At 70.0% G+C, this 19,050-nt stretch carries 34 protein-coding genes; 27 read left to right on the plus strand and 7 right to left on the minus strand.

Annotated features, from left to right (window positions below):
- Nucleotides 1-47: 47 nt before the first annotated feature.
- Nucleotides 48-353, minus strand: a complete 306-nt coding sequence (locus QQK45_RS18695) for a primosomal protein (RefSeq protein WP_284294500.1) — start codon at nt 351-353, stop codon at nt 48-50.
- Nucleotides 354-419: 66 nt separating this feature from the next.
- Here QQK45_RS18695 and QQK45_RS18700 point away from each other — a divergent pair, with 66 nt between their 5' ends.
- Both QQK45_RS18700 and QQK45_RS18705 read left to right on the plus strand, forming a co-directional pair.
- Nucleotides 420-632 carry a DUF5703 family protein gene (locus QQK45_RS18700; RefSeq protein ID WP_036950390.1) on the plus strand — a complete coding sequence of 71 codons (213 nt, stop codon included), beginning with the start codon at nt 420-422 and terminating at the stop codon, nt 630-632.
- Between the two features lie 11 nt (nt 633-643).
- Nucleotides 644-1,459 (plus strand): fructosamine kinase family protein, encoded by an 816-nt coding sequence (locus tag QQK45_RS18705; RefSeq protein ID WP_284294501.1) that lies wholly within the window; start codon nt 644-646, stop codon nt 1,457-1,459.
- Nucleotides 1,460-1,498: 39 nt separating this feature from the next.
- Here QQK45_RS18705 and QQK45_RS18710 read toward each other — a convergent pair whose 3' ends face one another.
- The 5 genes from QQK45_RS18710 to QQK45_RS22635 all read right to left on the minus strand — a co-directional run bounded on the left by QQK45_RS18710 (nt 1,499) and on the right by QQK45_RS22635 (nt 6,247).
- A complete protein-coding gene (locus QQK45_RS18710) occupies nt 1,499-2,848 on the minus strand; it encodes a M20/M25/M40 family metallo-hydrolase (protein WP_284294502.1) in 1,350 nt (449 codons plus the stop codon).
- 86 nt (nt 2,849-2,934) lie between these two features.
- A complete protein-coding gene (locus tag QQK45_RS18715) occupies nt 2,935-5,052 on the minus strand; it encodes a M3 family metallopeptidase (protein WP_284294503.1) in 2,118 nt (705 codons plus the stop codon).
- Between the two features lie 132 nt (nt 5,053-5,184).
- Nucleotides 5,185-5,457 (minus strand): AI-2E family transporter, encoded by a 273-nt coding sequence (locus QQK45_RS22625; protein ID WP_348525293.1) that lies wholly within the window; start codon nt 5,455-5,457, stop codon nt 5,185-5,187.
- Nucleotides 5,397-5,996 carry an AI-2E family transporter gene (locus QQK45_RS22630; RefSeq protein ID WP_348525294.1) on the minus strand — a complete coding sequence of 200 codons (600 nt, stop codon included), beginning with the start codon at nt 5,994-5,996 and terminating at the stop codon, nt 5,397-5,399. The genes QQK45_RS22625 and QQK45_RS22630 overlap by 61 nt, the downstream gene beginning before the upstream one ends.
- A complete protein-coding gene (locus tag QQK45_RS22635; RefSeq protein WP_348525295.1) occupies nt 5,933-6,247 on the minus strand; it encodes a hypothetical protein in 315 nt (104 codons plus the stop codon). The genes QQK45_RS22630 and QQK45_RS22635 overlap by 64 nt, the downstream gene beginning before the upstream one ends.
- 406 nt (nt 6,248-6,653) lie before the next feature.
- Between QQK45_RS22635 and QQK45_RS18725 the strand changes: the two genes are divergently transcribed.
- Nucleotides 6,654-7,871: a tyrosine-type recombinase/integrase gene (locus QQK45_RS18725; protein WP_284294504.1), complete on the plus strand. Its 1,218-nt coding sequence runs from the start codon at nt 6,654-6,656 to the stop codon at nt 7,869-7,871.
- Between the two features lie 81 nt (nt 7,872-7,952).
- Here the strand turns inward: QQK45_RS18725 and QQK45_RS18730 are convergent, their stop codons facing one another.
- Nucleotides 7,953-8,327 (minus strand): helix-turn-helix domain-containing protein, encoded by a 375-nt coding sequence (locus tag QQK45_RS18730; protein ID WP_284294505.1) that lies wholly within the window; start codon nt 8,325-8,327, stop codon nt 7,953-7,955.
- 140 nt (nt 8,328-8,467) lie between these two features.
- On the opposite strand from QQK45_RS18730, the gene QQK45_RS18735 reads away from it, so the two are divergent.
- From QQK45_RS18735 to QQK45_RS18850, 24 genes are all read left to right on the plus strand, one after another.
- Complete coding sequence (locus QQK45_RS18735) at nt 8,468-8,698, plus strand: helix-turn-helix domain-containing protein (protein ID WP_284294506.1); 231 nt, start codon at nt 8,468-8,470, stop codon at nt 8,696-8,698.
- 417 nt (nt 8,699-9,115) lie between these two features.
- Nucleotides 9,116-9,838: a phage antirepressor gene (locus tag QQK45_RS18740; protein ID WP_284294507.1), complete on the plus strand. Its 723-nt coding sequence runs from the start codon at nt 9,116-9,118 to the stop codon at nt 9,836-9,838.
- Nucleotides 9,835-10,059, plus strand: a complete 225-nt coding sequence (locus QQK45_RS18745; RefSeq protein WP_284294508.1) for a hypothetical protein — start codon at nt 9,835-9,837, stop codon at nt 10,057-10,059. The genes QQK45_RS18740 and QQK45_RS18745 overlap by 4 nt, the downstream gene beginning before the upstream one ends.
- Nucleotides 10,056-10,448, plus strand: a complete 393-nt coding sequence (locus tag QQK45_RS18750) for a hypothetical protein (RefSeq protein WP_284294510.1) — start codon at nt 10,056-10,058, stop codon at nt 10,446-10,448. Before QQK45_RS18745 ends, QQK45_RS18750 begins: the two co-directional genes overlap by 4 nt.
- 1 nt (nt 10,449) lies before the next feature.
- On the plus strand, nt 10,450-11,298 hold the full coding sequence (locus tag QQK45_RS18755; protein ID WP_284294511.1) for a DUF7666 domain-containing protein: 849 nt from the start codon (nt 10,450-10,452) through the stop codon (nt 11,296-11,298).
- Nucleotides 11,298-11,714 (plus strand): hypothetical protein, encoded by a 417-nt coding sequence (locus tag QQK45_RS18760; RefSeq protein WP_284294512.1) that lies wholly within the window; start codon nt 11,298-11,300, stop codon nt 11,712-11,714. The genes QQK45_RS18755 and QQK45_RS18760 overlap by 1 nt, the downstream gene beginning before the upstream one ends.
- Nucleotides 11,711-11,986 carry a hypothetical protein gene (locus tag QQK45_RS18765; RefSeq protein WP_284294513.1) on the plus strand — a complete coding sequence of 92 codons (276 nt, stop codon included), beginning with the start codon at nt 11,711-11,713 and terminating at the stop codon, nt 11,984-11,986. The genes QQK45_RS18760 and QQK45_RS18765 overlap by 4 nt, the downstream gene beginning before the upstream one ends.
- A complete protein-coding gene (locus QQK45_RS18770; RefSeq protein ID WP_284294514.1) occupies nt 11,983-12,132 on the plus strand; it encodes a hypothetical protein in 150 nt (49 codons plus the stop codon). Before QQK45_RS18765 ends, QQK45_RS18770 begins: the two co-directional genes overlap by 4 nt.
- A gap of 195 nt (nt 12,133-12,327) precedes the next feature.
- Nucleotides 12,328-12,507: a hypothetical protein gene (locus tag QQK45_RS18775; RefSeq protein ID WP_284294515.1), complete on the plus strand. Its 180-nt coding sequence runs from the start codon at nt 12,328-12,330 to the stop codon at nt 12,505-12,507.
- A complete protein-coding gene (locus QQK45_RS18780; RefSeq protein WP_284294516.1) occupies nt 12,504-12,866 on the plus strand; it encodes a hypothetical protein in 363 nt (120 codons plus the stop codon). Before QQK45_RS18775 ends, QQK45_RS18780 begins: the two co-directional genes overlap by 4 nt.
- A gap of 55 nt (nt 12,867-12,921) precedes the next feature.
- Nucleotides 12,922-13,080 carry a hypothetical protein gene (locus tag QQK45_RS18785; protein WP_284294517.1) on the plus strand — a complete coding sequence of 53 codons (159 nt, stop codon included), beginning with the start codon at nt 12,922-12,924 and terminating at the stop codon, nt 13,078-13,080.
- Nucleotides 13,077-13,223 (plus strand): hypothetical protein, encoded by a 147-nt coding sequence (locus QQK45_RS18790; protein WP_284294518.1) that lies wholly within the window; start codon nt 13,077-13,079, stop codon nt 13,221-13,223. Before QQK45_RS18785 ends, QQK45_RS18790 begins: the two co-directional genes overlap by 4 nt.
- On the plus strand, nt 13,220-13,894 hold the full coding sequence (locus QQK45_RS18795) for a lambda exonuclease family protein (RefSeq protein ID WP_284294519.1): 675 nt from the start codon (nt 13,220-13,222) through the stop codon (nt 13,892-13,894). The genes QQK45_RS18790 and QQK45_RS18795 overlap by 4 nt, the downstream gene beginning before the upstream one ends.
- Nucleotide 13,895: 1 nt before the next feature.
- Nucleotides 13,896-14,132: a hypothetical protein gene (locus QQK45_RS18800; protein WP_284294520.1), complete on the plus strand. Its 237-nt coding sequence runs from the start codon at nt 13,896-13,898 to the stop codon at nt 14,130-14,132.
- The gene (locus QQK45_RS18805; protein ID WP_284294521.1) at nt 14,129-14,473 is read left to right on the plus strand and encodes a hypothetical protein; all 345 of its coding nucleotides are present in this window, start codon (nt 14,129-14,131) and stop codon (nt 14,471-14,473) included. The genes QQK45_RS18800 and QQK45_RS18805 overlap by 4 nt, the downstream gene beginning before the upstream one ends.
- 60 nt (nt 14,474-14,533) lie before the next feature.
- Entirely contained in the window at nt 14,534-15,043 is a 510-nt protein-coding gene (locus QQK45_RS18810; protein ID WP_284294522.1) for a hypothetical protein, read from the plus strand.
- Nucleotides 15,040-15,315, plus strand: a complete 276-nt coding sequence (locus QQK45_RS18815) for a WhiB family transcriptional regulator (protein ID WP_284294523.1) — start codon at nt 15,040-15,042, stop codon at nt 15,313-15,315. The genes QQK45_RS18810 and QQK45_RS18815 overlap by 4 nt, the downstream gene beginning before the upstream one ends.
- The gene (locus tag QQK45_RS18820; protein ID WP_284294524.1) at nt 15,312-15,527 is read left to right on the plus strand and encodes a hypothetical protein; all 216 of its coding nucleotides are present in this window, start codon (nt 15,312-15,314) and stop codon (nt 15,525-15,527) included. Before QQK45_RS18815 ends, QQK45_RS18820 begins: the two co-directional genes overlap by 4 nt.
- 10 nt (nt 15,528-15,537) lie before the next feature.
- Entirely contained in the window at nt 15,538-15,936 is a 399-nt protein-coding gene (locus QQK45_RS18825) for a hypothetical protein (protein WP_284294525.1), read from the plus strand.
- 91 nt (nt 15,937-16,027) lie between these two features.
- A complete protein-coding gene (locus QQK45_RS18830; RefSeq protein ID WP_284294526.1) occupies nt 16,028-16,288 on the plus strand; it encodes a hypothetical protein in 261 nt (86 codons plus the stop codon).
- A gap of 181 nt (nt 16,289-16,469) precedes the next feature.
- Nucleotides 16,470-16,937 carry a hypothetical protein gene (locus QQK45_RS18835; protein ID WP_284294527.1) on the plus strand — a complete coding sequence of 156 codons (468 nt, stop codon included), beginning with the start codon at nt 16,470-16,472 and terminating at the stop codon, nt 16,935-16,937.
- Complete coding sequence (locus tag QQK45_RS18840) at nt 16,934-17,251, plus strand: hypothetical protein (protein ID WP_284294528.1); 318 nt, start codon at nt 16,934-16,936, stop codon at nt 17,249-17,251. Before QQK45_RS18835 ends, QQK45_RS18840 begins: the two co-directional genes overlap by 4 nt.
- A gap of 124 nt (nt 17,252-17,375) precedes the next feature.
- Entirely contained in the window at nt 17,376-18,077 is a 702-nt protein-coding gene (locus QQK45_RS18845; protein WP_284294529.1) for a DNA cytosine methyltransferase, read from the plus strand.
- A gap of 441 nt (nt 18,078-18,518) precedes the next feature.
- Nucleotides 18,519-18,677, plus strand: a complete 159-nt coding sequence (locus QQK45_RS18850) for a hypothetical protein (protein ID WP_284294530.1) — start codon at nt 18,519-18,521, stop codon at nt 18,675-18,677.
- The last annotated feature ends 373 nt before the right edge of the window (nt 18,678-19,050 follow it).

Below are 19,050 nucleotides of genomic sequence, written 5' to 3' on the forward strand. Positions count from 1 at the left end.
AGGCGCTCCGGCTCGGCCGCCCCCGACGTGGCGTCGGGTGCGCGGGATCAGTCCGCGCGGAACGCTGGCTCGTCGAAGTCGTGGTCCTCGTCCTCGTCGTCGAAGTCGTGCTCGTCCTCGTCGCCCGGGTGCTCGTCGTCGTCCTCGTCGTCGTCCTCCACGAGCGCGAACGGCAGGACCTCGCCGTACGACTGCAGGACCGCCTCGTCGTACACCTCGAACGCGTCCGCGAGGACGTCGTACGCGTCGTCGACGGCGGGGTCGTCGTCGCTGCGGCGGGCCGCGATCGCGTTGTAGTGCGCCTCGAGCGCGGCGACGAGACGGTCCAGGGCGGCGCGCGGGTCAGCGGTCATATCCGAACCGTAGCGCCGGGCGGGGCACAATGGACAGTCAACTGGTCCCGCACCCGAGGAGGCCCCATGTCCCACCGGTCGCACCGCACGTCCGAGGCCCAGTACGAGTACCGGACGGTGCGCTTCGACCGGGGCACCAGTCGCGCCGACGCGCGGCGTGCCCTGACCGAGCAGGCGGAGTACGGCCGGTGGGAGCTGCACCGCACCGTGCTGTACGTGGGCGGCGAGCGCCGCGTCCAGCTCCGTCGCCGGATCATCCGCGTCCAGTCCACCCTCTGACGCCCGTCCCCGTGCCCGACGGCGCCACCTTCCGCAAGGCGCGGCCCGGCGCCCCGGCCGGGTTCTTCGGTTGCGAGGCGGCGGGCCTGCGCTGGCTCGGCGAGGCTCGCCGCCCGGCCGCACCGGGCGGGCCGACCGGTCCGCGCGTCGTCGGCGTCCGGGGCGTGGGCGAGGATCACCTGGACCTCGAGCGCGTCGTCCCTGCCGCGCCGACCCGCGAGGCCGCGGCCCGGTTCGGGCGCGACCTCGCCACCCTGCACGACGCGGGCGCGACCGCCTGGGGCAGCCCGCCGCCCGGCTGGTGGGGCGACGCGTTCTTCGGGCCGCTCGACGATCCGCTCCCCCTGGCCACGGGCGTCTGGGACACGTGGGCGGACTTCTGGGGCGAGGCGCGGCTGCGCCCCGTCGCCGGTCAGGGGGCGGAGCGCGGAGCCCTCACCCGGGCCGACACGGACGCCCTGCACCGGCTCGCCGACCGGGCCGGCCGCTGGGAGACCGGCGAACCGCCCGCGCGGGTCCACGGCGACCTGTGGTCGGGCAACGTGATGTGGACCGCGAGCGGCCGGGTCGACGACGTCGAGGCCGTGCTGATCGACCCCGCCGCGCACGGCGGGCACCGCGAGGCCGACCTCGCGATGCTGGCGCTGTTCGGCGCACCTCACCTCGACGTCGTGCTCGCCGCGTACGACACCACGCGCCCGCTGGCGCGCGGCTGGCGGCACCGCGTCGCCGTGCACCAGGTGTACCCGGTCGCGGTGCACGCGGTGCTGTTCGGCGGCGGCTACGTCGGGCAGCTGCGGCAGATGCTCGACGCGCTCCTCGCCTGACCGCGGCCCACCGCCCCGGCCCGGCCCGGCTACCTCCGCTCAGCAGGTCGCGAGGAACCGGTCCAGCACGCGCACGCCGAACCGCAGCGCGTCGAGCGGCACCCGCTCGTCGACGCCGTGGAACATGCCCGCGAAGTCGAGGTCCGCGGGCAGGCGCAGGGGCGCGAACCCGTAGCCCGTGATCCCGAGCCGCGACAGCGACTTGTTGTCCGTGCCACCCGACAGCGTGTACGGCAGGACGGAGGCGCCCGGGTCCTCCGCGAGCAGCGCCGCCGACATCGCGTCCACGAGCCCGCCCGAGAACGGGACCTCGAGCGCGACGTCGCGGTGGATCGTCTCGAACCGGACGCCGTCGCCCGCGAGCGCCCGGAGCTGCGTCTCGGCCTCGGCCTCGTGGCCGGGCAGGAACCGCGCGTCGATCGTCGCGGACGCGCTCCCGGGCACGACGTTCGCCTTGTACCCGGCGTCGAGCTGGGTGGGGTTGGCCGTGTGCCGGACGGTCGCGCCGACGAACGCGGCGGCCGGGCCGAGGGCCGCGACGAGCCGGTCGACGCCGTCGGGGTCGTGGGGGTCGTACGGGAGACCGGTGAGGTCCGCGACGCCGCGCAGGAGCGCGTCGACGGTCGGGGTGAGGCGCAGCGGCCAGCGGTGCGCACCGATGCGGGCGACGGCGCCGGCGAGGCGGGTGACGGCGTTGTCGGTGTTGACCTGGGAGCCGTGCCCGGCCTTGCCGTCGGCGACGAGCCGCAGCCACCACAGGCCCTTCTCGGCGGTCTGCAGGAGGTAGGCACGGTGCCCCTCGACGTCGACGCTGTACCCGCCGACCTCGCTCACGGCCTCGGTCGCGCCCTCGAAGAGCTCCGGGCGGCGGTCGACGGCCCACTGGGCGCCCTGGACGCCGCCGGCCTCCTCGTCGGCGAAGAACGCGACGACGAGGTCGCGCGCGGGCTTGCGGCCGTCCTGGATCATGCGGCGCAGGACGGCGAGGATCATCGCGTCCATGTCCTTCATGTCGACGGCGCCGCGCCCCCACAGCATGCCGTCGCGCTCCTCGCCGGCGAACGGGTCGACGCTCCAGTCGTCGGCGCGCGCGGGCACGACGTCGAGGTGCCCGTGCACGACGAGCGCGGGCCGGGACCGGTCGGCGCCCTCGACGCGCGTCACGACGCTCGTCCGGCCCGGCGCGGACTCGAACACGTCGACGTCGAGCCCCACCTCGGACAGCAGCGCCGCGACGTGCTCCGCGGCGGCGCGCTCACCGGGACCCGAGTCGTCGCCGTAGTTCGACGTGTCGATGCGCAGCAGGTCGCGGCAGATCTCGACGACCTCGTCCTCGGCCGACGGGACGGCTGCGGCGGGCTGGGGTGCGTGGCTCGGCGTGGCGGTCATGGGGTCACGCTACCCGGGCGCCCCGCGGCGCCCGGCCACCTCGGGCCGGGCGTCCACGGGGCGGGAGGACGTGACGCGGGCAGGGCTCAGGCGAGGCCGCGGCGCGCGAGGAGCGGGGCGATCTCGGGGTCGCGGCCGCGCAGCTCGCGGAACGCGTCCATGGGGTCGGTGCCGCCGCCGCGCGCGAGGAGGGTGCGGCGGAACCGGTCGCCGTTCGCGCGCTCCAGCCCGCCGTTCTCCCGGAACCACTCGACGGTGTCGGCGTCGAGGACCTCCGACCAGATGTACGAGTAGTAGCCGGCCGCGTACCCGCCGCCGAACACGTGGTTGAAGTAGGTGGAGCGGTAGCGGGGCGGCACGGGCGCGTAGTCGACGCCGGCCGCGGCGAGAGCCTTCGCCTCGAAAGCGGCCACGTCGGCGGGGTCGGTCGGGACGTCGTCGGGCGCGAGCCGGTGCCAGGCCTGGTCGAGGAGCGTGGCCGCGAGGTACTCGGTCGTCGCGAAGCCCTCACCCCACTGCCGGGTCGCGAGCAGTGTGTCGACCCATGCGGACGGCATGGGCTCGCCGGTGACGTGGTGCACGGCGTAGGAGCGCAGGATCGCGGGCTCCCACGCCCACATCTCGTTCACCTGGGACGGGTACTCGACGAAGTCGCGCGGGACCTCCGTGCCCGATCGGGACGGGTAGCGCACGTCCGAGAAGAGGCCGTGCAGCGCGTGCCCGAACTCGTGGAACAGGGTGATGACGTTGTCCCACTCGAGCAGGGTCGGGCTCCCGGCGGGCGGCTTGGGGAGGTTGAGGTTGTTGACGACGACCGGGCGCTGGTCCAGCAGGTGGTTCTGGTCGACCAGGTTGTTCATCCACGCGCCGCCGCGCTTGGACGCGCGCGTCCAGTAGTCGGCGAGGAACAGGCCGATCCCCTCACCCGGGGTGCCGGGCCCGCCGTCGGGACCGGCGGTCGCCTCGTCGAAGACCTCGAAGACGCGCACGTCCGGGTGGTAGCCGACCAGGTCGTCGCGCTCGGCGAACGTCAGCCCGTAGAGCCGGTGGGCGGCCTCGAAGACGCCGTCCTGCAGGACGCGCTCGAGCTCGAGGTAGGGCCGCAGGGCCGACGCGTCCAGGTCGTGGCGGGCCGTGCGGAGCCGGTCGGACAGGTACGCCCAGTCGCCCGCCGCAACGGGCGCCCCGGCCGTGGGGAGGCCGGCTTCGGCCGCGTACGCGGCCAGGTCGTCGCCCTCGCGGCGCGCGTTCGCGACGGCGGCCGGGGCGAGCCGGTCGAGGACGTCGGCGACGGCGTCGCCCGTCCCCGCGGTGCCGTCCGCGGCCACGTAGTCGGCGTAGTGCGCGTACCCGAGGAGCCGGGCCTTCTCGGCACGCAGTCGCGCGATCTCGACGAGGAGGGCACGCGTGTCGTGCTCGCCGCCCGCGCCCCGGGCCTCGGCGGCCGCCTGGACGCGGGCGCGCACGCCGGGGTCGTCGAGGCTCGCGACGACGGCCTGCTGGGTGGGGAGCTGGAGCTCGAGCAGCCACGGCCCGTGCTCGTCGTCGCCCGGGTGGGCGGCGTCGCGCGCGGCCTGCGCGGCGGAGGCCACGGCGTCGTCGGGCAGCCCCGCGAGGTCGGACCGGTCCGTGACGAGGACGGCGGCCGCGTTGGACGCCGCGAGCAGCGTGCGCCCGAAGCTCGCCTCGAGGGACGTGAGGCGGGTGTTGAGCTCGCGCAGCCGGGCCTGGGCGTCGTCGTCGAGCGCGACCCCGGCCCGGGTGAACCGGTCGAGCGTCTTGCGCAGCAGCCACGCCTGCTCGTCGTCCAGGGCGACCTCGCCCGCCGCCGCACGGTCCGCGAGCGCCTCCAAGCGCGCATACAGGTCGCGGTCCATGAAGACGGCGTCCTCGTGGGCGGCGAGCTCGGGCGCGAGCTCGGCCTCGATCGCCTCGAGCTCGGGGGTGGCGTCGGCGCTCAGGGTGCTGAAGAAGACCGTGGCGGAGCGGCGCAGGAGCTGGCCCGTCCGCTCGAAGGCGTCGAGGACGTCCTCCGGCGTCGGCGGCTCGGTGGCCGCGGCGATCGCGCGCACGTCGGCGAGCTGCTCGGCCATGCCCGCGCGGGCGGCGGGCAGGTAGTGCTCGGCACGGACGGCGCGGAAGTCAGGAAGCTCGTAGGGCAGCGAGGACGGCTGGGCGAACGGGTTCGCGGGGTCGAGAGGCATGGGCCCATCGTCACACGCACGTCCCGGCTCAGTCGGCTGCTTTCGCGTCGGGCGGGGGCTCGACGGCCTCGGCGGGCTCGTGGGGCTCCATGGGCGGGTCGGGGGTGTGCAGCCGCGAGTAGACGGACCAGGTCACGGCGACCAGCGGGACGGCGATGATCGCGCCCAGGAGCCCCCGATGAGGGTGCCCGCGGTGACGCTGCACGCCACCACGACCGGATGGAGCGAGACCTGCCGGCCCATGACGAGCGGCTGGAGGACGTGTCCCTCAAGCTGGCCGATCATCGCGATCCCCACCCCGACGAGCACCGCGGACCACACGCCGTGCGTCGCGAGCGCCACGATCATCGCGACGACCATCGCGAGCGGCGCGCCGATGAGGGGGATGAACGCGCCGATGAACACGAGCACGGCGAGGGGGCGGCGAGCGGGACTCCCAGGATCACGAGCCAGATGCCCGCGAGGATGCCGTCGGTGAGCGCGATGATCACGGTGCCCCGCGCGTACCCGGAGAACGTGTACCAGCCGGCACCGCCCGCAGCCATGAGGGGCTCGCGGCTCGCAGCCGGCATCTGGTTGAGGAACCAGGTCCACATCTCGGTGCCGCGCGCCAGGAAGAAGACCGTGCAGAAGATCGCGAGCGCGAGCCCGGTGAACACCTCGACCACCGAGCCCGCCTGCGAGAATGCGGTGCTGGCGATGTCGCCCGAGTGCTGGGTGAGCCACTCGCGTCCCTTGTCGACCCAGTCGTTGAGGTCGCTGAGCTGCAGGTTCAGGTGGAACGGGCTGCCGTTGAGGAAGTCCAGGATCTGCTGGAGCCCCGCGTTGAACTGCTTGGCGAGGTCGGCCCACTGACCCGCGACGGACGCGACGACGTACGTCAGGAGCCCCCGAAGACCGCGATCGCGAGCAGGAGCGAGAGCAGCACCGCGAGCCAGCGCCACATCACCCGGTCGAACAGCTTCACGACGGGGCGCAGGACCGAGGTGAACACGAACGCGACGAACAGGGCGATGAACAGCAGCCGCACCTGGCTCGTGGCCCAGAACACGAGGGCGACCGCGACGATGATGAAGAGCAGACGCCAGATCCACCCGGCCACGGTGCGTAGCCACAGCGGCACCGGGTCCGGCGTGACCCCGACGGCGCTCGGGTTGCGCCGCGCGCCCGCGACCTTCCGGGCCGCCGGGCTCACCCCCGAGGAGGCTTGGACCCGGACGACGGCGCGCCCGACGTCGCCTGGTCCCCCGCGGCACCGTTCGTCATCAGACCACCCTCCGTCGTCGGCGGTCCCCAGTCTGCCGCCCGGCGGGGACGAACGCAGCGACACGCGCCGAACACCCCGGAAAGGGACGAAGCCGCCGGTCAGAGACACGGGTACGACGAAGGCCCCGACCGTTCCCGGTCGGGGCCTTCGTCGTCGCTGTCTCAACGAGTGTCCGGAGGGGGACTTGAACCCCTTTGCTGATAGAATCTGACCAGCAGCGACGCTGAGAGTGGCGAGATTTCAACGGTTTCTACTCGGGCCTGACGGGATAGTCCGGGAGTCGCCGGGCCAAAGTGGGTACAGCGTACCCATCGCAGGAGGCAGAATGGTCGGCATGCGAGAGCCCACACTGCACGTAGCCAAGGACGGCACGAAGACGTGGAAGGTCCGCTTCCGGCGCGTCGGCAAGCAGTCCTCCGAGACGTTCAAGAAGCAGGCGGACGCCCGGCGGTTCACCCGTTGGCTCGCCAGCTACGGCGTGGACGAGGCGCTGCGCCTGTTGAACGAGGCTCGCGGCTCCCTCGCCACCGACCACACTGTCGCCTCCTGGTGCACCGAGCATGTTGACTCCCTGACGGGCGTCACCTCCGGAACGACGGGCCGCTACCGGGCGTACATCGCCAACGACCTCGGCGCGCTCGGCGAACTGCCACTGACGGCCGTCGACCCGTCCGCGATCGGGCGGTGGGTCAAGGACCTCGAGAAGTCGAAGGCCTCGGGCAAGACGATCAAGAACAAGCACGGCTTCGTGTCGTCCGCGATGCAGGCCGCGGTGAAGCGCGGGCTCATCCCCTCCAACCCGTGTCGAGGCACGCGCCTGCCACGCTCCGTCGTTGAGCCGATGGTGTTCCTCACGCACGACGAGTACACCCGGTTCCTCGGGTGCTTCACGCCGACATGGCAGCCATTCGTCGAGGTGCTGTTCGCCACCGGGCTCCGGTGGGGCGAGATCACCGCGCTGCGCGTCGGCGACGTGAGCCTCGATCTCGCGACGATCACGGTCGTGCAGGCGTGGAAGGAGACGGACACCGGGCGGGAGCTCGGGGCTCCGAAGTCGAAGCGGTCTCGTCGCACGATCGCGCTCGCGCCGGAGACCGTGGAGGTGTTGCGACCGATCATCGGCAAGCGCCCGGCCGACGAGCTGGTCTTCGTGAACGCGAACGGCGAGGCGGTGAAGCCTCAGACGTTCCACGACAACGTGTGGAGGCCGGCAGTGCGCCTGGCGAACGGCGAGCCAGGGCAGGATCCCGGACCGAAGGCCAAGCGCGTCGCTCGCAGGCTGGATGCTGCAGGGAAGCCGATCGAGCCTCTTGACCCGCCGCTCGGGAAGCGACCCCGGGTCCACGATGCGCGCCACACCTGCGCATCCTGGCTGCTGTCGGCGGGCATCCCGATCAACTACGTCCAGGCGCACCTCGGGCACGAGTCGATCACGACGACGGTCGATCGCTATGGGCACGTCATGCCGGCCGCGCGCATCGCTGTCGCGCAGGCGCTCTCGGCAGCGCTCACGCAGTCGCGGCCGACACTCCTTGAGCAGATCGAGCCATAGCCCTCCAGATGCACTCCCCCGTTGCCAGTGGCAGCGTTCCCACGATGGTCGATGCGGACCTGCCGCGCGGGGGTTGCCCGATCAGTGCCGACTGCTGGCGCGACTGGTGCCCTTTCCACGCGGAGCACGTGATCGGGACGGTTCGTGCGCCTGGCGCGCCGGGACCGTCCTACTGCTCCGTGCGACTAGCGCTTGCTGGGCCGCGACCGTGCGCATCGCGTCACCCAAGACGACCGCGGCGTCTATGCCCACTGCCGAGCAGATCTCGTCGAGCTGCTGGATCGTCATAGTCTTGGCGGGCTTGAGGAGTCTGGACAGGCTCGACTGCGGGATCTGCGTCATGCGCTCGATGTCGGCCTGACGCAGCGGCGGAGTTCGGCCCGCCATGGCAGACCGGATAGCCTCGGCGATCGCTCGGTCGAGATCGTTGGGCCCCGGCTTGGTTCCTGTAGGCATGCGCCCAGGGTATGCCATGGGTGCATGAGGCATGCAATACGGCATGGAAAACGTCACCCACGGATCACCCGAACTACACGGCTGCACTTCACCCGCTCGGCAGGGCTTGACAGGCATGCCATATGGCATATGCTCTAGCCATGACGAACGACCTGAACGCCACGGTGGCGCAGAATGTCGGCCTTGCGCTCGACAGTCAGGGCCGGTCGATCACGGACCTCTCCCGCACCACTGGCATCGCCGAGCGCACCCTGCGTCGACGGATGACCGGAACGTCCGACTGGACAACCGGGGAGATCGCGCTGATCTGCGCCAGCCTCGGAACCTCACCTCAGAGCCTCATGCGAAAGGCGCCTTCGCTCGCCGCATGACATGCCATATGGCATAGCCCGCGAACCCGCAAGGGGTCGCCGGGTGGGTGGAGCACACCCAAAACGCACCTTGACAACTGGATACAGGGAACGCCGAGCAGTACCGGACCGCGACAACTCTCCTACGCGCGGACGGAGCAAACGCCTAGAGGGAGCAGTCGTGGAGACGACAGGCCCAGGCAGGAGTCGTAGGCGCTCCCGGAGCCAAGCCGCGCGGTCGGTCCCGCGCGTGGAGCTGGCACAAAGACTTCCGCCCCGCCCTGATGGCAGGCAGCCCGTTCGAGCCGGGCCGCGGGCACGCAGACATGACAGCGCCCCCGTCACCAACCACGACGACCGGGGGCACCGACAGACAGATAGGAGTCCATCCGTGAACGAGGTTACCCCTTCGACTTCGACGGCCACGCCGTCCGAGTCGTGACCATCGACGGCGAGCCGTGGTTCGTACTCGCCGACCTCTGCGCAGTGCTCAACATCGGCAACTCAACAATGGTCGCCGGTCGGCTCGCCGAGGATGAGGTGCGACGAGCAACCCTCAGCCTGACTGAGGGTTCGCGCGAGGTCACTCGCGAACGTCCGGTCGTCAACGAGTCAGGAATGTGGAAGGTCATCCTTCGCAGCGACTCCCCGGCGGCCGAGCCTGTGCAGCGCTGGGTCACCCATGAAGTGCTGCCCGCAATCCGCAAGACCGGCTCCTACGGCGCAGCACCCGCGCTCACCGGCCCCGAGCTGATCGCCACGGCGCTGATCGAGGCCCAGAAGGTCATCGAGCAGTCCAAGGCACAGGTAGCCGAGCTGACCCCGCGCGCCGAAGCCTGGGATGTCATGGTCAGCGCCGCCGGTGACTACGCGGTCGACGAGGCCGCGAAGATCCTCAGCCGCGACCCCGGCATTGACATCGGCCGGACCCGCCTGTTCACCTTCATGGCCGAGGCCGGCTGGATCTTCCGCCAGGGCAACCGGAATCGCTGGCACGCCTACCAGACGGCGCTCAACACCGGACGCCTCGTTGAGCGCATGGGCGCCGCGTTCCTCAACTCCAGGACCGGCGAGATGGAAGTCGCTGCACCCACCATCCGCGTCACACCCAAGGGCATCGAGGACCTGCGGGCGCTGCTCATCAAGGAGGACGCCGCATGAGCAACCAGGAAGACATCGAGACCTTCGATGCCGAGTGGTTCGGCCAGCGAGTCGGCGGAAAGTCAGCCGACTGGGTTGGGCGCCACCTCGACGAGATCCCCCACCACATGGTCGGTCGCACTCCGCGCTTCACGCGCCAGAACGTCGCCGACTACCTCGCATCCACCTTGGTCGCGCCCCGCTACATGGAGACGACCGGACCCCGAAAGGCCAACCAATGAACCCCCTCCGCCGCTTCATCCGCAAGCACATCGTCAGCCCCGGCCCGGCAGACGTCTCCCGCCTGGACCGCCTGGACGGTGTCGGTCGTCACCCGTCGCGCTTCGGTCCGCCCGTCCGCCCGTCCTCCCTGACGCCGGCCGAGCATCGAGCCGAGGTTGCGCGCCTGGCAGCACTCGCCTCCCCGATCGCGGACACGAGCCTCCTGTCGTCCGCGCTGTCCGACGGCGACCTGCACGACGACGGCCTGCGCGCCCAGGTCGAGGTCCACCCGTCCGGCGCGATCGTCCACACCCGCGCCTTCTCCTCCCAGGCCGGCCTGTCCGCGATCCGCAACCGTGTCGTGCGTGAGTGCGCGGCCGACGACACGAGCTCGAAGGAGACCGACTGACATGACCGCGATCACCGTTCACACCCAGGCCGAGCTGGATGCCGCGCTTGCCAAGCACAAGGGCGACACGTCCGCTCGCATCTACATCGAGTCGGACGCTGGTGTCTGGCTGCGCATCAACGAGACGCCCTCGTCGCACGTCGTGGCGCGGGACTCGTCGCGCGTCGTGGCGCTGGGCTCGTCGCGCGTCGTGGCGCTGGGCTCGTCGCGCGTCGTGGCGTGGGACTTGTCGCACGTCGTGGCGCTGGGCTCGTCGCGCGTCGTGGCGTGGGACTCGTCGCACGTCGTGGCGTGGGACTCGTCGCGCGTCGAGGCGTGGGACTCGTCGTGCGTCGAGGCGCGGGGCTCGTCGCGCGTCGTGGCGCGGGACTCGTCGCACGTCGTGGCGGGGAAGTTTACAGCCGTCCACCTCCGCTCCACCCGCGTCGACCTGTCTGGCGGTGTCGTCATCGACATGACCAAGGTCGACGCCACCGACACTGACACCTGGCTCGACCTGACGGGCGCCAAGGTTGTCGACGGGCTCGTGCACCTGTTCAAGGCCGTGGACGACAACCTCGACGCCGGCCACTCGTACAAGCTGACCCGCTACGAGCCCGGCACCACGGTCACCGCACCCGACTGGTTCGACAGCCACGACTGTGGGTACGGGCTGCACGTCTCGCCGACAGTCGGGCAGGCGCGGTCGCACTACACGGACGCCACCAGGTTCCTTGAGGTGACGGTGCCCGTCGCCGACATTCGCGCCATCGACTCGTCGAAGGTCAAGGCGCGCAGCGTCACCGTGCTGCGTGAAGTTGACCGTTGGGGCGAGCCGATCATCGACGAGACCCCTGGGCAGGTGGCGTGATGACGAGGTACTGGAAGGCGGAGGACGGCCAGGTCGCGGACTTCGCCGACGACTACGAATTCATGCACCCCGAGGATTGGACCGAGGTTCAGGTCGTCCCCCTCGACGCCACCGTGATCGAGGCGAGTGAGCTGCCCGAGGTGGTGAATGACCCCGACGACGACAGTAGCCTCCAGGCGGGCGGTGCGTGGTACGCGGCCCGAACCGCAGACGGGCACCACGTGGTCGCGCTAGCGCATCTCGCAATGGAGCAGCACCAGGCCCGTAAGCACCCGCCCGTGGACGAGGCGCAGGTGAAGGCGCTTGCCGACGACCTCTCCCGCTACGAGGCAACCGAGGCCGCGGCGTCGTTCAAGAACGCCGCCCGCTACCTCATCGCCCGAGGCTGGACCAAGCGCGAGGAGGCGGCGTCGTGACCGTCATCCCCGGCAACTTCGACCGCCGCCCCGGCCCGACGCCCGACGAGTACGACGCGACGGTCGCAGCCCTGGCGCAACGCCTCTTCGACGTCGCGTCCGGGAGGAACAGCGTCGAGGTGTTCGACGTCATCGACGAAGCGCAGCAGCTCGGCTCGGACGCTGTCGTCATGGTCGTGCAGGCGGCGATCTTGTACGCGCTGGCTGCACGCAACGCGGACGCCGTCGCGCTCATGAAGACGGGCATGGCCTTGAGAGGGATCAGACCATGACCACCGACTGGATCACCACCCACGGCGCCGCCCTGACAGCAGGGGGCGCCGTTCTGTTTGTCGTCGTCGTGATCGTGGCGCTGCTGCTCCTCGATCCCCAGAAGCGTGCCCGTCGTGGGCGCGGGAAGAAGGTGCGTCGTGGCTGACATCCGCAACCTGTTCTCCCATCGTCCCGCCCCGTCGTCGGCACCAAGGCAGGACGTGCCCCTCGCGCCCGTCTACCGAGCCGCGACCGGGGATCCGTTCGAGGTCGAGCTGGGCGGCGAGTGTCTGCCATGCGCCGGCGGGGAGTGCTGGCAGTGCGAGGGCGACGGCTGCACCTGCTGCGGGACGGAGGCGTCATGAACTTCCTCGACAACATGCTCGCCGCCGGGACCAAGGCCCAGCGGTTCGTTGCGCTCGTCGCCAACTCCAAGGACGCGACCCTAGGCCAGATCGCCGCCGTCGCAGACGACCTCGGGCTGACGTTCTCGATCAAGGTCGAGCCGAAGCCGGAGGACGTAGATGGGGAGGCGTCATGAGTCACCACACCCTGACCATCGAGTTCGACGGGTACGTGCAAACGACCCTGAACTGTCACGCGCCCGCCGAATCGTCGTGCCACGCGATCTTCGAGTGCGACTGCGAGGAGTTCTACGACTTTCGCGTCGAGGACGGCGTGCCGATCCACTATCCGGCCTACGACACACCCACGACCACCGTCGACGACAGCCTCGCGCATCGCGGCCATTTCGACCCCGACGTCTGCAACCTGCGGGACTGGCACGAGAACAGCGAAGAAGACCTCATCGGCAGCGTCACCATCCCCGTTCGCGAGGACTGGCAGGGCGACTACTACCTATTCGACATCACCCCGAAGCCCGAGGGGAGTGCGTCGTGAAGCACCACTGCCCCCTCGACGACTGCAACCAGAACGCTGCACAGAAGGGGAAGTCATGACCTGGCCCAAGATCGTCCTGCTCGCCTGGTTCGCGTTCAGCGCGCTCGTCACCATCGCGACCATCGGCAAGCCGAGGAAGCCCACAACGCCGGGAGTCGCCACCGGCTCGATCGTCATCCTGGGCGTCGTTGTGTGGCTGGTGGTGATCGCATGAAGCACCACTACCCCCTCGACGACGCCCTGCACGACGAGCGCGAGGAAGCCCGTGACGCCGCGTACGACGCCGACTGGACCCTGCCGCCCGTCGGCCTGTCGGAGTTGCCGCCGGAGCCTTGGGAGTTTGGGGAGGACGGATGAGCATCCACCTCTACCCCGAGCTCGAACAGGGCAGCGACGAGTGGCTCTCGGCGCGCTGCGGGATCGTCACCGCGTCGGCCGTCGGGAAGCTGCTGACGGCCGGCCTCAAGGTCGCGGACAACGAGACCTCACGCGGCCTGACGCTCACCCTGACCGCCGAGCGCATCACCGGCTACGTCGACCCGACCTGGGTGTCGGCTGACATGGAGCGCGGCAGCGAGGAAGAGCCGCTCGCCCGGGAGCACTACGCCGAGCACTATGCGCCGGTCGAGGAGATCGGCTTCATGGTGAACGACGACTTCGGCTTCCCGATCGGCTACTCCCCCGACGGCCTGGTGGGCACTGACGGGCTCATCGAGATCAAGTCCCGGCGCCAGAAGACCCAGGTGAGCACGTTCCTGGTCGACGAGGTGCCTGCCGCGAACATGGCCCAGCTCCAGTGCGGGCTGCTCGTGTCTGGGCGCAAGTGGATCGACTACTGCTCCTACGCGGGCGGGATGCCGATGTACGTGCGCCGAGTGCTGCCTGACCCCGCATGGCAAGGCGCCATCCTCGCCGCCGTCGCCACCTTCGAGGAACGGTCCGCCGAGATCGTCGCCGCGTACACCGTGGCCACCGACGGGCTGCCCCTCACCGAACGAACCCCCGACTACGCAGGAATCGAGTTCTGACATGGACATCACCGATGCCCTCGCCCCAACGTCCGACCAGCTCGACGCGATCGAGCTGGTCAACCCGCGCACCTTCACCATCGACACCGGATCGAAGCTCGGCACGCGCGAAGGTAAGACGGTGGCCGAGATTCGGCTGCGTGACTTCCCCGCGTCTGGCGCCCCAGCAAGGGAATGCTCGACGTGCTCGCCAAGTGCTGGGGAACCGACGGAACCCAGTGGGTCGGCCGCAGCGTGACCCTCTACAACGACCCCGACGTCATGTTCGGCAAAGAGAAGGTCGGCGGCATCCGCATCAGCCACCTGTCTCACATCGACTCCGAGCGTTCGGTGTCGATCCGATCATCCGGAGCCGGTCGCAAGAAGTTGTGGCGCGTGAAGCCGCTCAGTGCAGACGTCAGTGCACAAGTCAGTGCACATGCAGTGACCAAGCCCACTGACACCTTCGACCCCACCCCCGAAGAGATCGCCGCGTGCAACGACCTGGACGTGCTGCGGTCCATGTACCGGACGGCGAGCGACGAGACCAAGGCGCTCATCAACGAGCGCGTGGCCGAGATCAAGGGGCAGGCGTCATGACGCTCTCCCCCGCCACCGAGCGCACCAAGGCCCTACCGTCTGCGCAAGGCTCGCGGCCAGGTGCGCCAGACCATCAGATCACGTGGCGCGGTCCGCCGCATCCGAGCACTCCATGCACTCGGATGGCGCCTGGTCGACATCGCGGCCGAGACGGGCTACAGCACGACAAACCTGGCGATGATCGCCCACCGCGACGCCAACATCGACGTCAAGAAGCACGAGCGGATCAATGCCGCCTACGAGCACCTGTCCGGGAGTGTCGGCCCGTCCGAACGCACGCGGCAGGTGGCAATCGGTCGCGGCTGGGCACCCCCGCTGGCATGGAACGACATCGACGCCGACGACGAGCCTCGAGGCGTGCGCAGGAAGGAGCGCCATGTCCTGGATCTTGACGAGTTCGTCTCCCTGGTCCGCATGGGCGAGTCCGTCTATATGGCATCCAAGCGGCTCGGCTCCAACCCGAGATCGATCCTGCGCGTCGCCGAACGCCGGGGCCGAGGCGACATCGCGCGCCTGGTGCAGCACGAGGCCGGTGTCGTGCGTCGCGAGTTCGAGAGGAGGATCTCGTGAACGACGGCTACTGGCGCGACGAGGCCGCCTGCAAGGACTGGGGTGCGATCTACGCAGCAGCCGGGGGTGACCCGTTCTTCCCCGACGAGGCTCGCGGTGACGAGCGCGCCCGCCTGGTCAAGATCGCCAAGGAGATCTGTGACACCTGCCCCGTGTGGGCCAGGTGCGCCACCGCCAGGAAGCGCAACGACGTCGGGATCTGGGCGGGCCAGGAGTGGACAGCTAACCCCCTCAACAAGCACGCCAGGAGCATCCGGAAGGAGGCGGCATGACGATCGCCGAGATCTACGACCTGCCCATCAACCGGCAGCGCGAGGCCATCCGTGACTGGCATCAGAGGACCGCCATCACCAACGCCCAGGGCGCCGGGCGTGCAGGCATCGCCCAACGCCCACCCGACGACATCATCGACGGCTACCTCGAAGCCGAACGAATCCGCAGAGCACTCACCAAGCCCCGGCAACCCCGGGGGCTTCGTCGTTGAAGGAGGCGTCGTGAGCCGCACCAGAGCATCAGCGCGCGCCGCCGGATCGAGGTTTGAGCGCGTCATCGCGGACTACCTCGCCGAGCATGTCGACGACCGCATCGACCGGCGCGTCAAGACGGGCGCGAAGGACCGCGGAGACATCGCCGGGCTGAGGCACATGGGCGGCCGTGTGGTCGTCGAGTGCAAGGACTACGCAGGCAGCTTGGTGGCTGCGCAGTGGGTCCGCGAGGCCGAGATCGAGCGCGGAAACGACGACGCGATCGCCGGAATCGTGGTCGCCAAACGCATGCGAAACGCCGATCCGGGGGCTCAGTACGTGCTCATGACGGTCCGAGATCTGGTCGCTCTACTGACCGGCGAGCGACCTCCGGAGAGGGGTGATTCCGATCCCGTGGTTCAAGGTTGACGACACCCTCCACAGCCACCCGAAGTCACGTTCGGCTGGCCTGGCCGCGATGGGCTTGTGGTCTCTCGCTGGCTCCTACTGCTCGCAGTACGTGACCGAGGGCTTCGTCCCGGAGTGGTTCGTCGTTGCATGGCCGAACGGCAAGAGGCTCGCATCTTTGCTGGTCAAGGCCGGTTTGTGGTCGCAGTCCAGCCGTGAGAGCGAGCCCGGCTGGCAGTTCCACGACTGGGAGCACTACCAGATGACGAAGGAAGAGATCGAGCGCGATCGGGAGATGAATCGGGAGCGCCAGAAGCGGTTCCGGGAGAAGCGCAGGGAGGCGCGGAAGAAGGGTCTGGACGTTGTCGCGTAACGCGTCGTAACGGCGTTACTAACGCCGTTAGTAACGGCACCCCAACCCAACCCTTCCCAACCCCTTCCCTACCCGACCCGACCCGACCTACAGATCTTTCGTCTCACCTTGGTCTGTTGGGAGAACTCATCCAAGACCAAGAACGTCACTTACGTAACGCGCGAGACCGAGCCGATTGGACTTGGAGATGCTCAACGAAACCCAGATCCACCGCCTGGCCGCAGCCGCTCACGCGCTGCGTCCCGGCTGGCCTGAGAAGAGCCTCGTCACCTTCCTCGAGCGTCACCACGCGAACGGAGCCGTCCGGGACGTGGCGATCGCACTCGTGTGGGTGGCGCTGGACGAGAAGACCGTCACCCCGAAGCGGATGAACGAGGCCGGCCCCTGGTGGTCGGCGACGGGTGCGGGCGACAGCCCCAGCCCACTCCACTTCGACCGATGCCCTGAACCCGGGCACGCATCCTTCCCGGCCAACAACTGCTCAGCCTGCCGCGCCGAGCAGCTCGAGAACGACCAACCCGTGCCCACCACCGCCCGACCGGAGCAGGCCGAGATCAACCGTGCCGGCGCCGAGCTTGCACGGTCGCAGATCCGCCGCCAGCGAGAGGCGCTGGGCGAAGACCAACCCGAACAGGAGAACGAACGATGAAGCGCAACCGGATCGACAACGCCGCGCTGCTCCAGGCGATCACGAACGCCCGCGAGGAGCTGAACCGCCAGATCGACGACTGCAATCGCGAGATCGCCGCGCTCCGACCGAAGAAGAAGGTCAAGGACCGCAAGGTCGTCGTGGTCTACGGCGAGGCGACTGACTTCCGTGGCGGATCGCTGCCCATGAACAGTCACCGCGGTGAGGCGAGCGTCGATGGCGGCGATCTCGTCATCACGCACCGCGGCGAGGTTGCCGCCTACTACCCGGCTGGCGAGTGGAAGAGCTACGCCGTCGCAGAGGTCACCGAGTGACCCCAAACACCCCCGCCACACCCACAGAACCGGCCCCAGGAGCGACGCAAACCCCGCCCGGGTCTACGGGGAGGGGTGCGGGTGGGAACGGGGCTCAGAACGACGACACCAGGAAGGAGGCGCCATGAAGTCCGGAGAGCTCTTCGCCGGGTACGGGGGTCTAGCGCTCGCCATCGAGAAGGTCTTCAACGCGACGACGGCTTGGGTCTCCGAGTTCGAGTCCGCGCCGTCGAAGATCCTCGCCCGCCGCTTCCCGCTCGCCCCCAACATCGGGGACGTGACGAAGGTCGACTGGCTCGCCGTGCAGCCCGTCGACGTCATCGGCGGCGGCTCCCCGTGCCAAGACCTGTCGCACGCCGGGAAGCGCGCCGGTATGAGGGACGGGACCCGCTCGGGCCTGTGGGCGTCGATGTGCGACGCGATCGAGATCATCCGCCCGCGCTTCGTCGTGTGGGAGAACGTGAGAGGAGCACTCAGTGCCGAAGCAACCGCTGGCGACGTGGAGTCCTGCGAGTTCTGCGTGGGAGACCCAGGAGAGCCACCTCTGCGGGCACTCGGTCGTGTACTCGGAGACCTGGCCGAACTCGGGTATGACGCTGCGTGGTGTGGCCTACGAGCTGCCGACGTGGGAGCCCCGCACGGACGCTTCCGGGTCTTCGTCCTCGCCTGGGACGCTTCCGACACCTCGAGCGAGGGACTGGAAGCGCGGGGGAAGGACGGGCTCGAGGTGGCGCTGCTGCCGAGCCCGAGGACCTCGGACACGAACGGCCCAGGGGCACACGGGACGGGCGGACTGGACCTGCGGACGGTCGTCGCGACGCTCTGACCTTGCTCCCGACGCCCGCCGTCAACGACATGGGCGCGGGCAAGGAGCTCGAGGCGTGGGACGCCTGGACCGAACGTATGAAGTCGGCACACGGCAACGGGAACGGCCAGCTCCTCCCGACGCCGCGTGCCACGGACGGCACCAAGGGCGGCCCCAACCAGCGGGGCTCGTCTGGCGACCTCATGCTGCCGAGCGCGGTCGCCCTGCTCCCGACGCCCACCGCGATGGACTCCCGAGCGTCCGGGGCGACGTATGCCGCGACGGGCAGCCACCACGCCGGAACCACCCTGACCGACGCGACCGTGCGGCGAGCCGAGACGTTCGGGCAGTACGGGGCGGCGGTCGCACGCTGGGACGCGATCCTCGGACGACCTGCGCCCTCACCGACGGAACCGACTGGAAGGGGGCGCTCCGAGGCTCGCGCCCCGCTTCGTCGAGTGGATGATGGGCCTGCCCGACGGGTGGGTCACCGACACGGGCACGACCCGCAACGAGCAGTTGAAGGCGCTCGGGAACGGGGTCGTGCCGCAGCAGGCCGAGGCTGCGCTGCGGCACCTGCTCAGCGTGCGGGCTGCCGCTCTCGAGGCGGTGGCGGCGTGACGTACTCAACGAGCGCGCGACGCACGACGTCGGACACCGTCTCCCCGTTCTCTGCGGCGGCAACCTTGGCAGGCTCCCACACCTCGTCCGGGATCCGGACGTTGCGGAGCGCGGTCCCCTTCGGCACGTCAGTCCTCCACGATCTCGACGCGCGGGCCGGTCGCGGCCCAACGGCCGTCGGCCATGCGCACGGCCATCTGCGCGCCCTCGCGGGGTGGCGCTCGAGCGTGCCGACCATGCGGCCCTCGCCGGTCTCAACGACGGCCGTACGACCGACGAGCGAGGCGATGGTCTTGCGGCTGCGGGTCAGGTCGACCGTCGTGGTGTTCATCGTGCTTCCCTCCGTCGTGGTGTACCTACACCCTATACACGG

This window comes from Luteimicrobium album, from assembly GCF_030161555.1.
GTDB lineage: Bacteria > Actinomycetota > Actinomycetes > Actinomycetales > Cellulomonadaceae > Luteimicrobium > Luteimicrobium album.

What these genes read in the sequence shown, in the direction of transcription:
- QQK45_RS18710 (WP_284294502.1), bottom strand. Translation starts at nt 2,848, where the DNA reads ATGACCGCCACGCCGAGCCACGCACCCCAGCCCGCCGCAGCCGTCCCG.
- QQK45_RS18820 (WP_284294524.1), top strand. Translation starts at nt 15,312, where the DNA reads ATGACGATCGCCGAGATCTACGACCTGCCCATCAACCGGCAGCGCGAG.
- QQK45_RS18750 (WP_284294510.1), top strand. Translation starts at nt 10,056, where the DNA reads ATGAACCCCCTCCGCCGCTTCATCCGCAAGCACATCGTCAGCCCCGGC.
- QQK45_RS18840 (WP_284294528.1), top strand. Translation starts at nt 16,934, where the DNA reads ATGAAGCGCAACCGGATCGACAACGCCGCGCTGCTCCAGGCGATCACG.
- QQK45_RS18735 (WP_284294506.1), top strand. Translation starts at nt 8,468, where the DNA reads ATGACGAACGACCTGAACGCCACGGTGGCGCAGAATGTCGGCCTTGCG.
- QQK45_RS18755 (WP_284294511.1), top strand. Translation starts at nt 10,450, where the DNA reads ATGACCGCGATCACCGTTCACACCCAGGCCGAGCTGGATGCCGCGCTT.
- QQK45_RS18775 (WP_284294515.1), top strand. Translation starts at nt 12,328, where the DNA reads ATGAACTTCCTCGACAACATGCTCGCCGCCGGGACCAAGGCCCAGCGG.
- QQK45_RS18780 (WP_284294516.1), top strand. Translation starts at nt 12,504, where the DNA reads ATGAGTCACCACACCCTGACCATCGAGTTCGACGGGTACGTGCAAACG.
- QQK45_RS18770 (WP_284294514.1), top strand. Translation starts at nt 11,983, where the DNA reads ATGACCACCGACTGGATCACCACCCACGGCGCCGCCCTGACAGCAGGG.
- QQK45_RS18730 (WP_284294505.1), bottom strand. Translation starts at nt 8,327, where the DNA reads ATGCCTACAGGAACCAAGCCGGGGCCCAACGATCTCGACCGAGCGATC.
- QQK45_RS18800 (WP_284294520.1), top strand. Translation starts at nt 13,896, where the DNA reads ATGGACATCACCGATGCCCTCGCCCCAACGTCCGACCAGCTCGACGCG.
- QQK45_RS18715 (WP_284294503.1), bottom strand. Translation starts at nt 5,052, where the DNA reads ATGCCTCTCGACCCCGCGAACCCGTTCGCCCAGCCGTCCTCGCTGCCC.
- QQK45_RS18760 (WP_284294512.1), top strand. Translation starts at nt 11,298, where the DNA reads ATGACGAGGTACTGGAAGGCGGAGGACGGCCAGGTCGCGGACTTCGCC.
- QQK45_RS18795 (WP_284294519.1), top strand. Translation starts at nt 13,220, where the DNA reads ATGAGCATCCACCTCTACCCCGAGCTCGAACAGGGCAGCGACGAGTGG.
- QQK45_RS18850 (WP_284294530.1), top strand. Translation starts at nt 18,519, where the DNA reads ATGATGGGCCTGCCCGACGGGTGGGTCACCGACACGGGCACGACCCGC.
- QQK45_RS18745 (WP_284294508.1), top strand. Translation starts at nt 9,835, where the DNA reads ATGAGCAACCAGGAAGACATCGAGACCTTCGATGCCGAGTGGTTCGGC.
- QQK45_RS18695 (WP_284294500.1), bottom strand. Translation starts at nt 353, where the DNA reads ATGACCGCTGACCCGCGCGCCGCCCTGGACCGTCTCGTCGCCGCGCTC.
- QQK45_RS18845 (WP_284294529.1), top strand. Translation starts at nt 17,376, where the DNA reads ATGAAGTCCGGAGAGCTCTTCGCCGGGTACGGGGGTCTAGCGCTCGCC.
- QQK45_RS18790 (WP_284294518.1), top strand. Translation starts at nt 13,077, where the DNA reads ATGAAGCACCACTACCCCCTCGACGACGCCCTGCACGACGAGCGCGAG.
- QQK45_RS18725 (WP_284294504.1), top strand. Translation starts at nt 6,654, where the DNA reads ATGCGAGAGCCCACACTGCACGTAGCCAAGGACGGCACGAAGACGTGG.
- QQK45_RS18700 (WP_036950390.1), top strand. Translation starts at nt 420, where the DNA reads ATGTCCCACCGGTCGCACCGCACGTCCGAGGCCCAGTACGAGTACCGG.
- QQK45_RS18785 (WP_284294517.1), top strand. Translation starts at nt 12,922, where the DNA reads ATGACCTGGCCCAAGATCGTCCTGCTCGCCTGGTTCGCGTTCAGCGCG.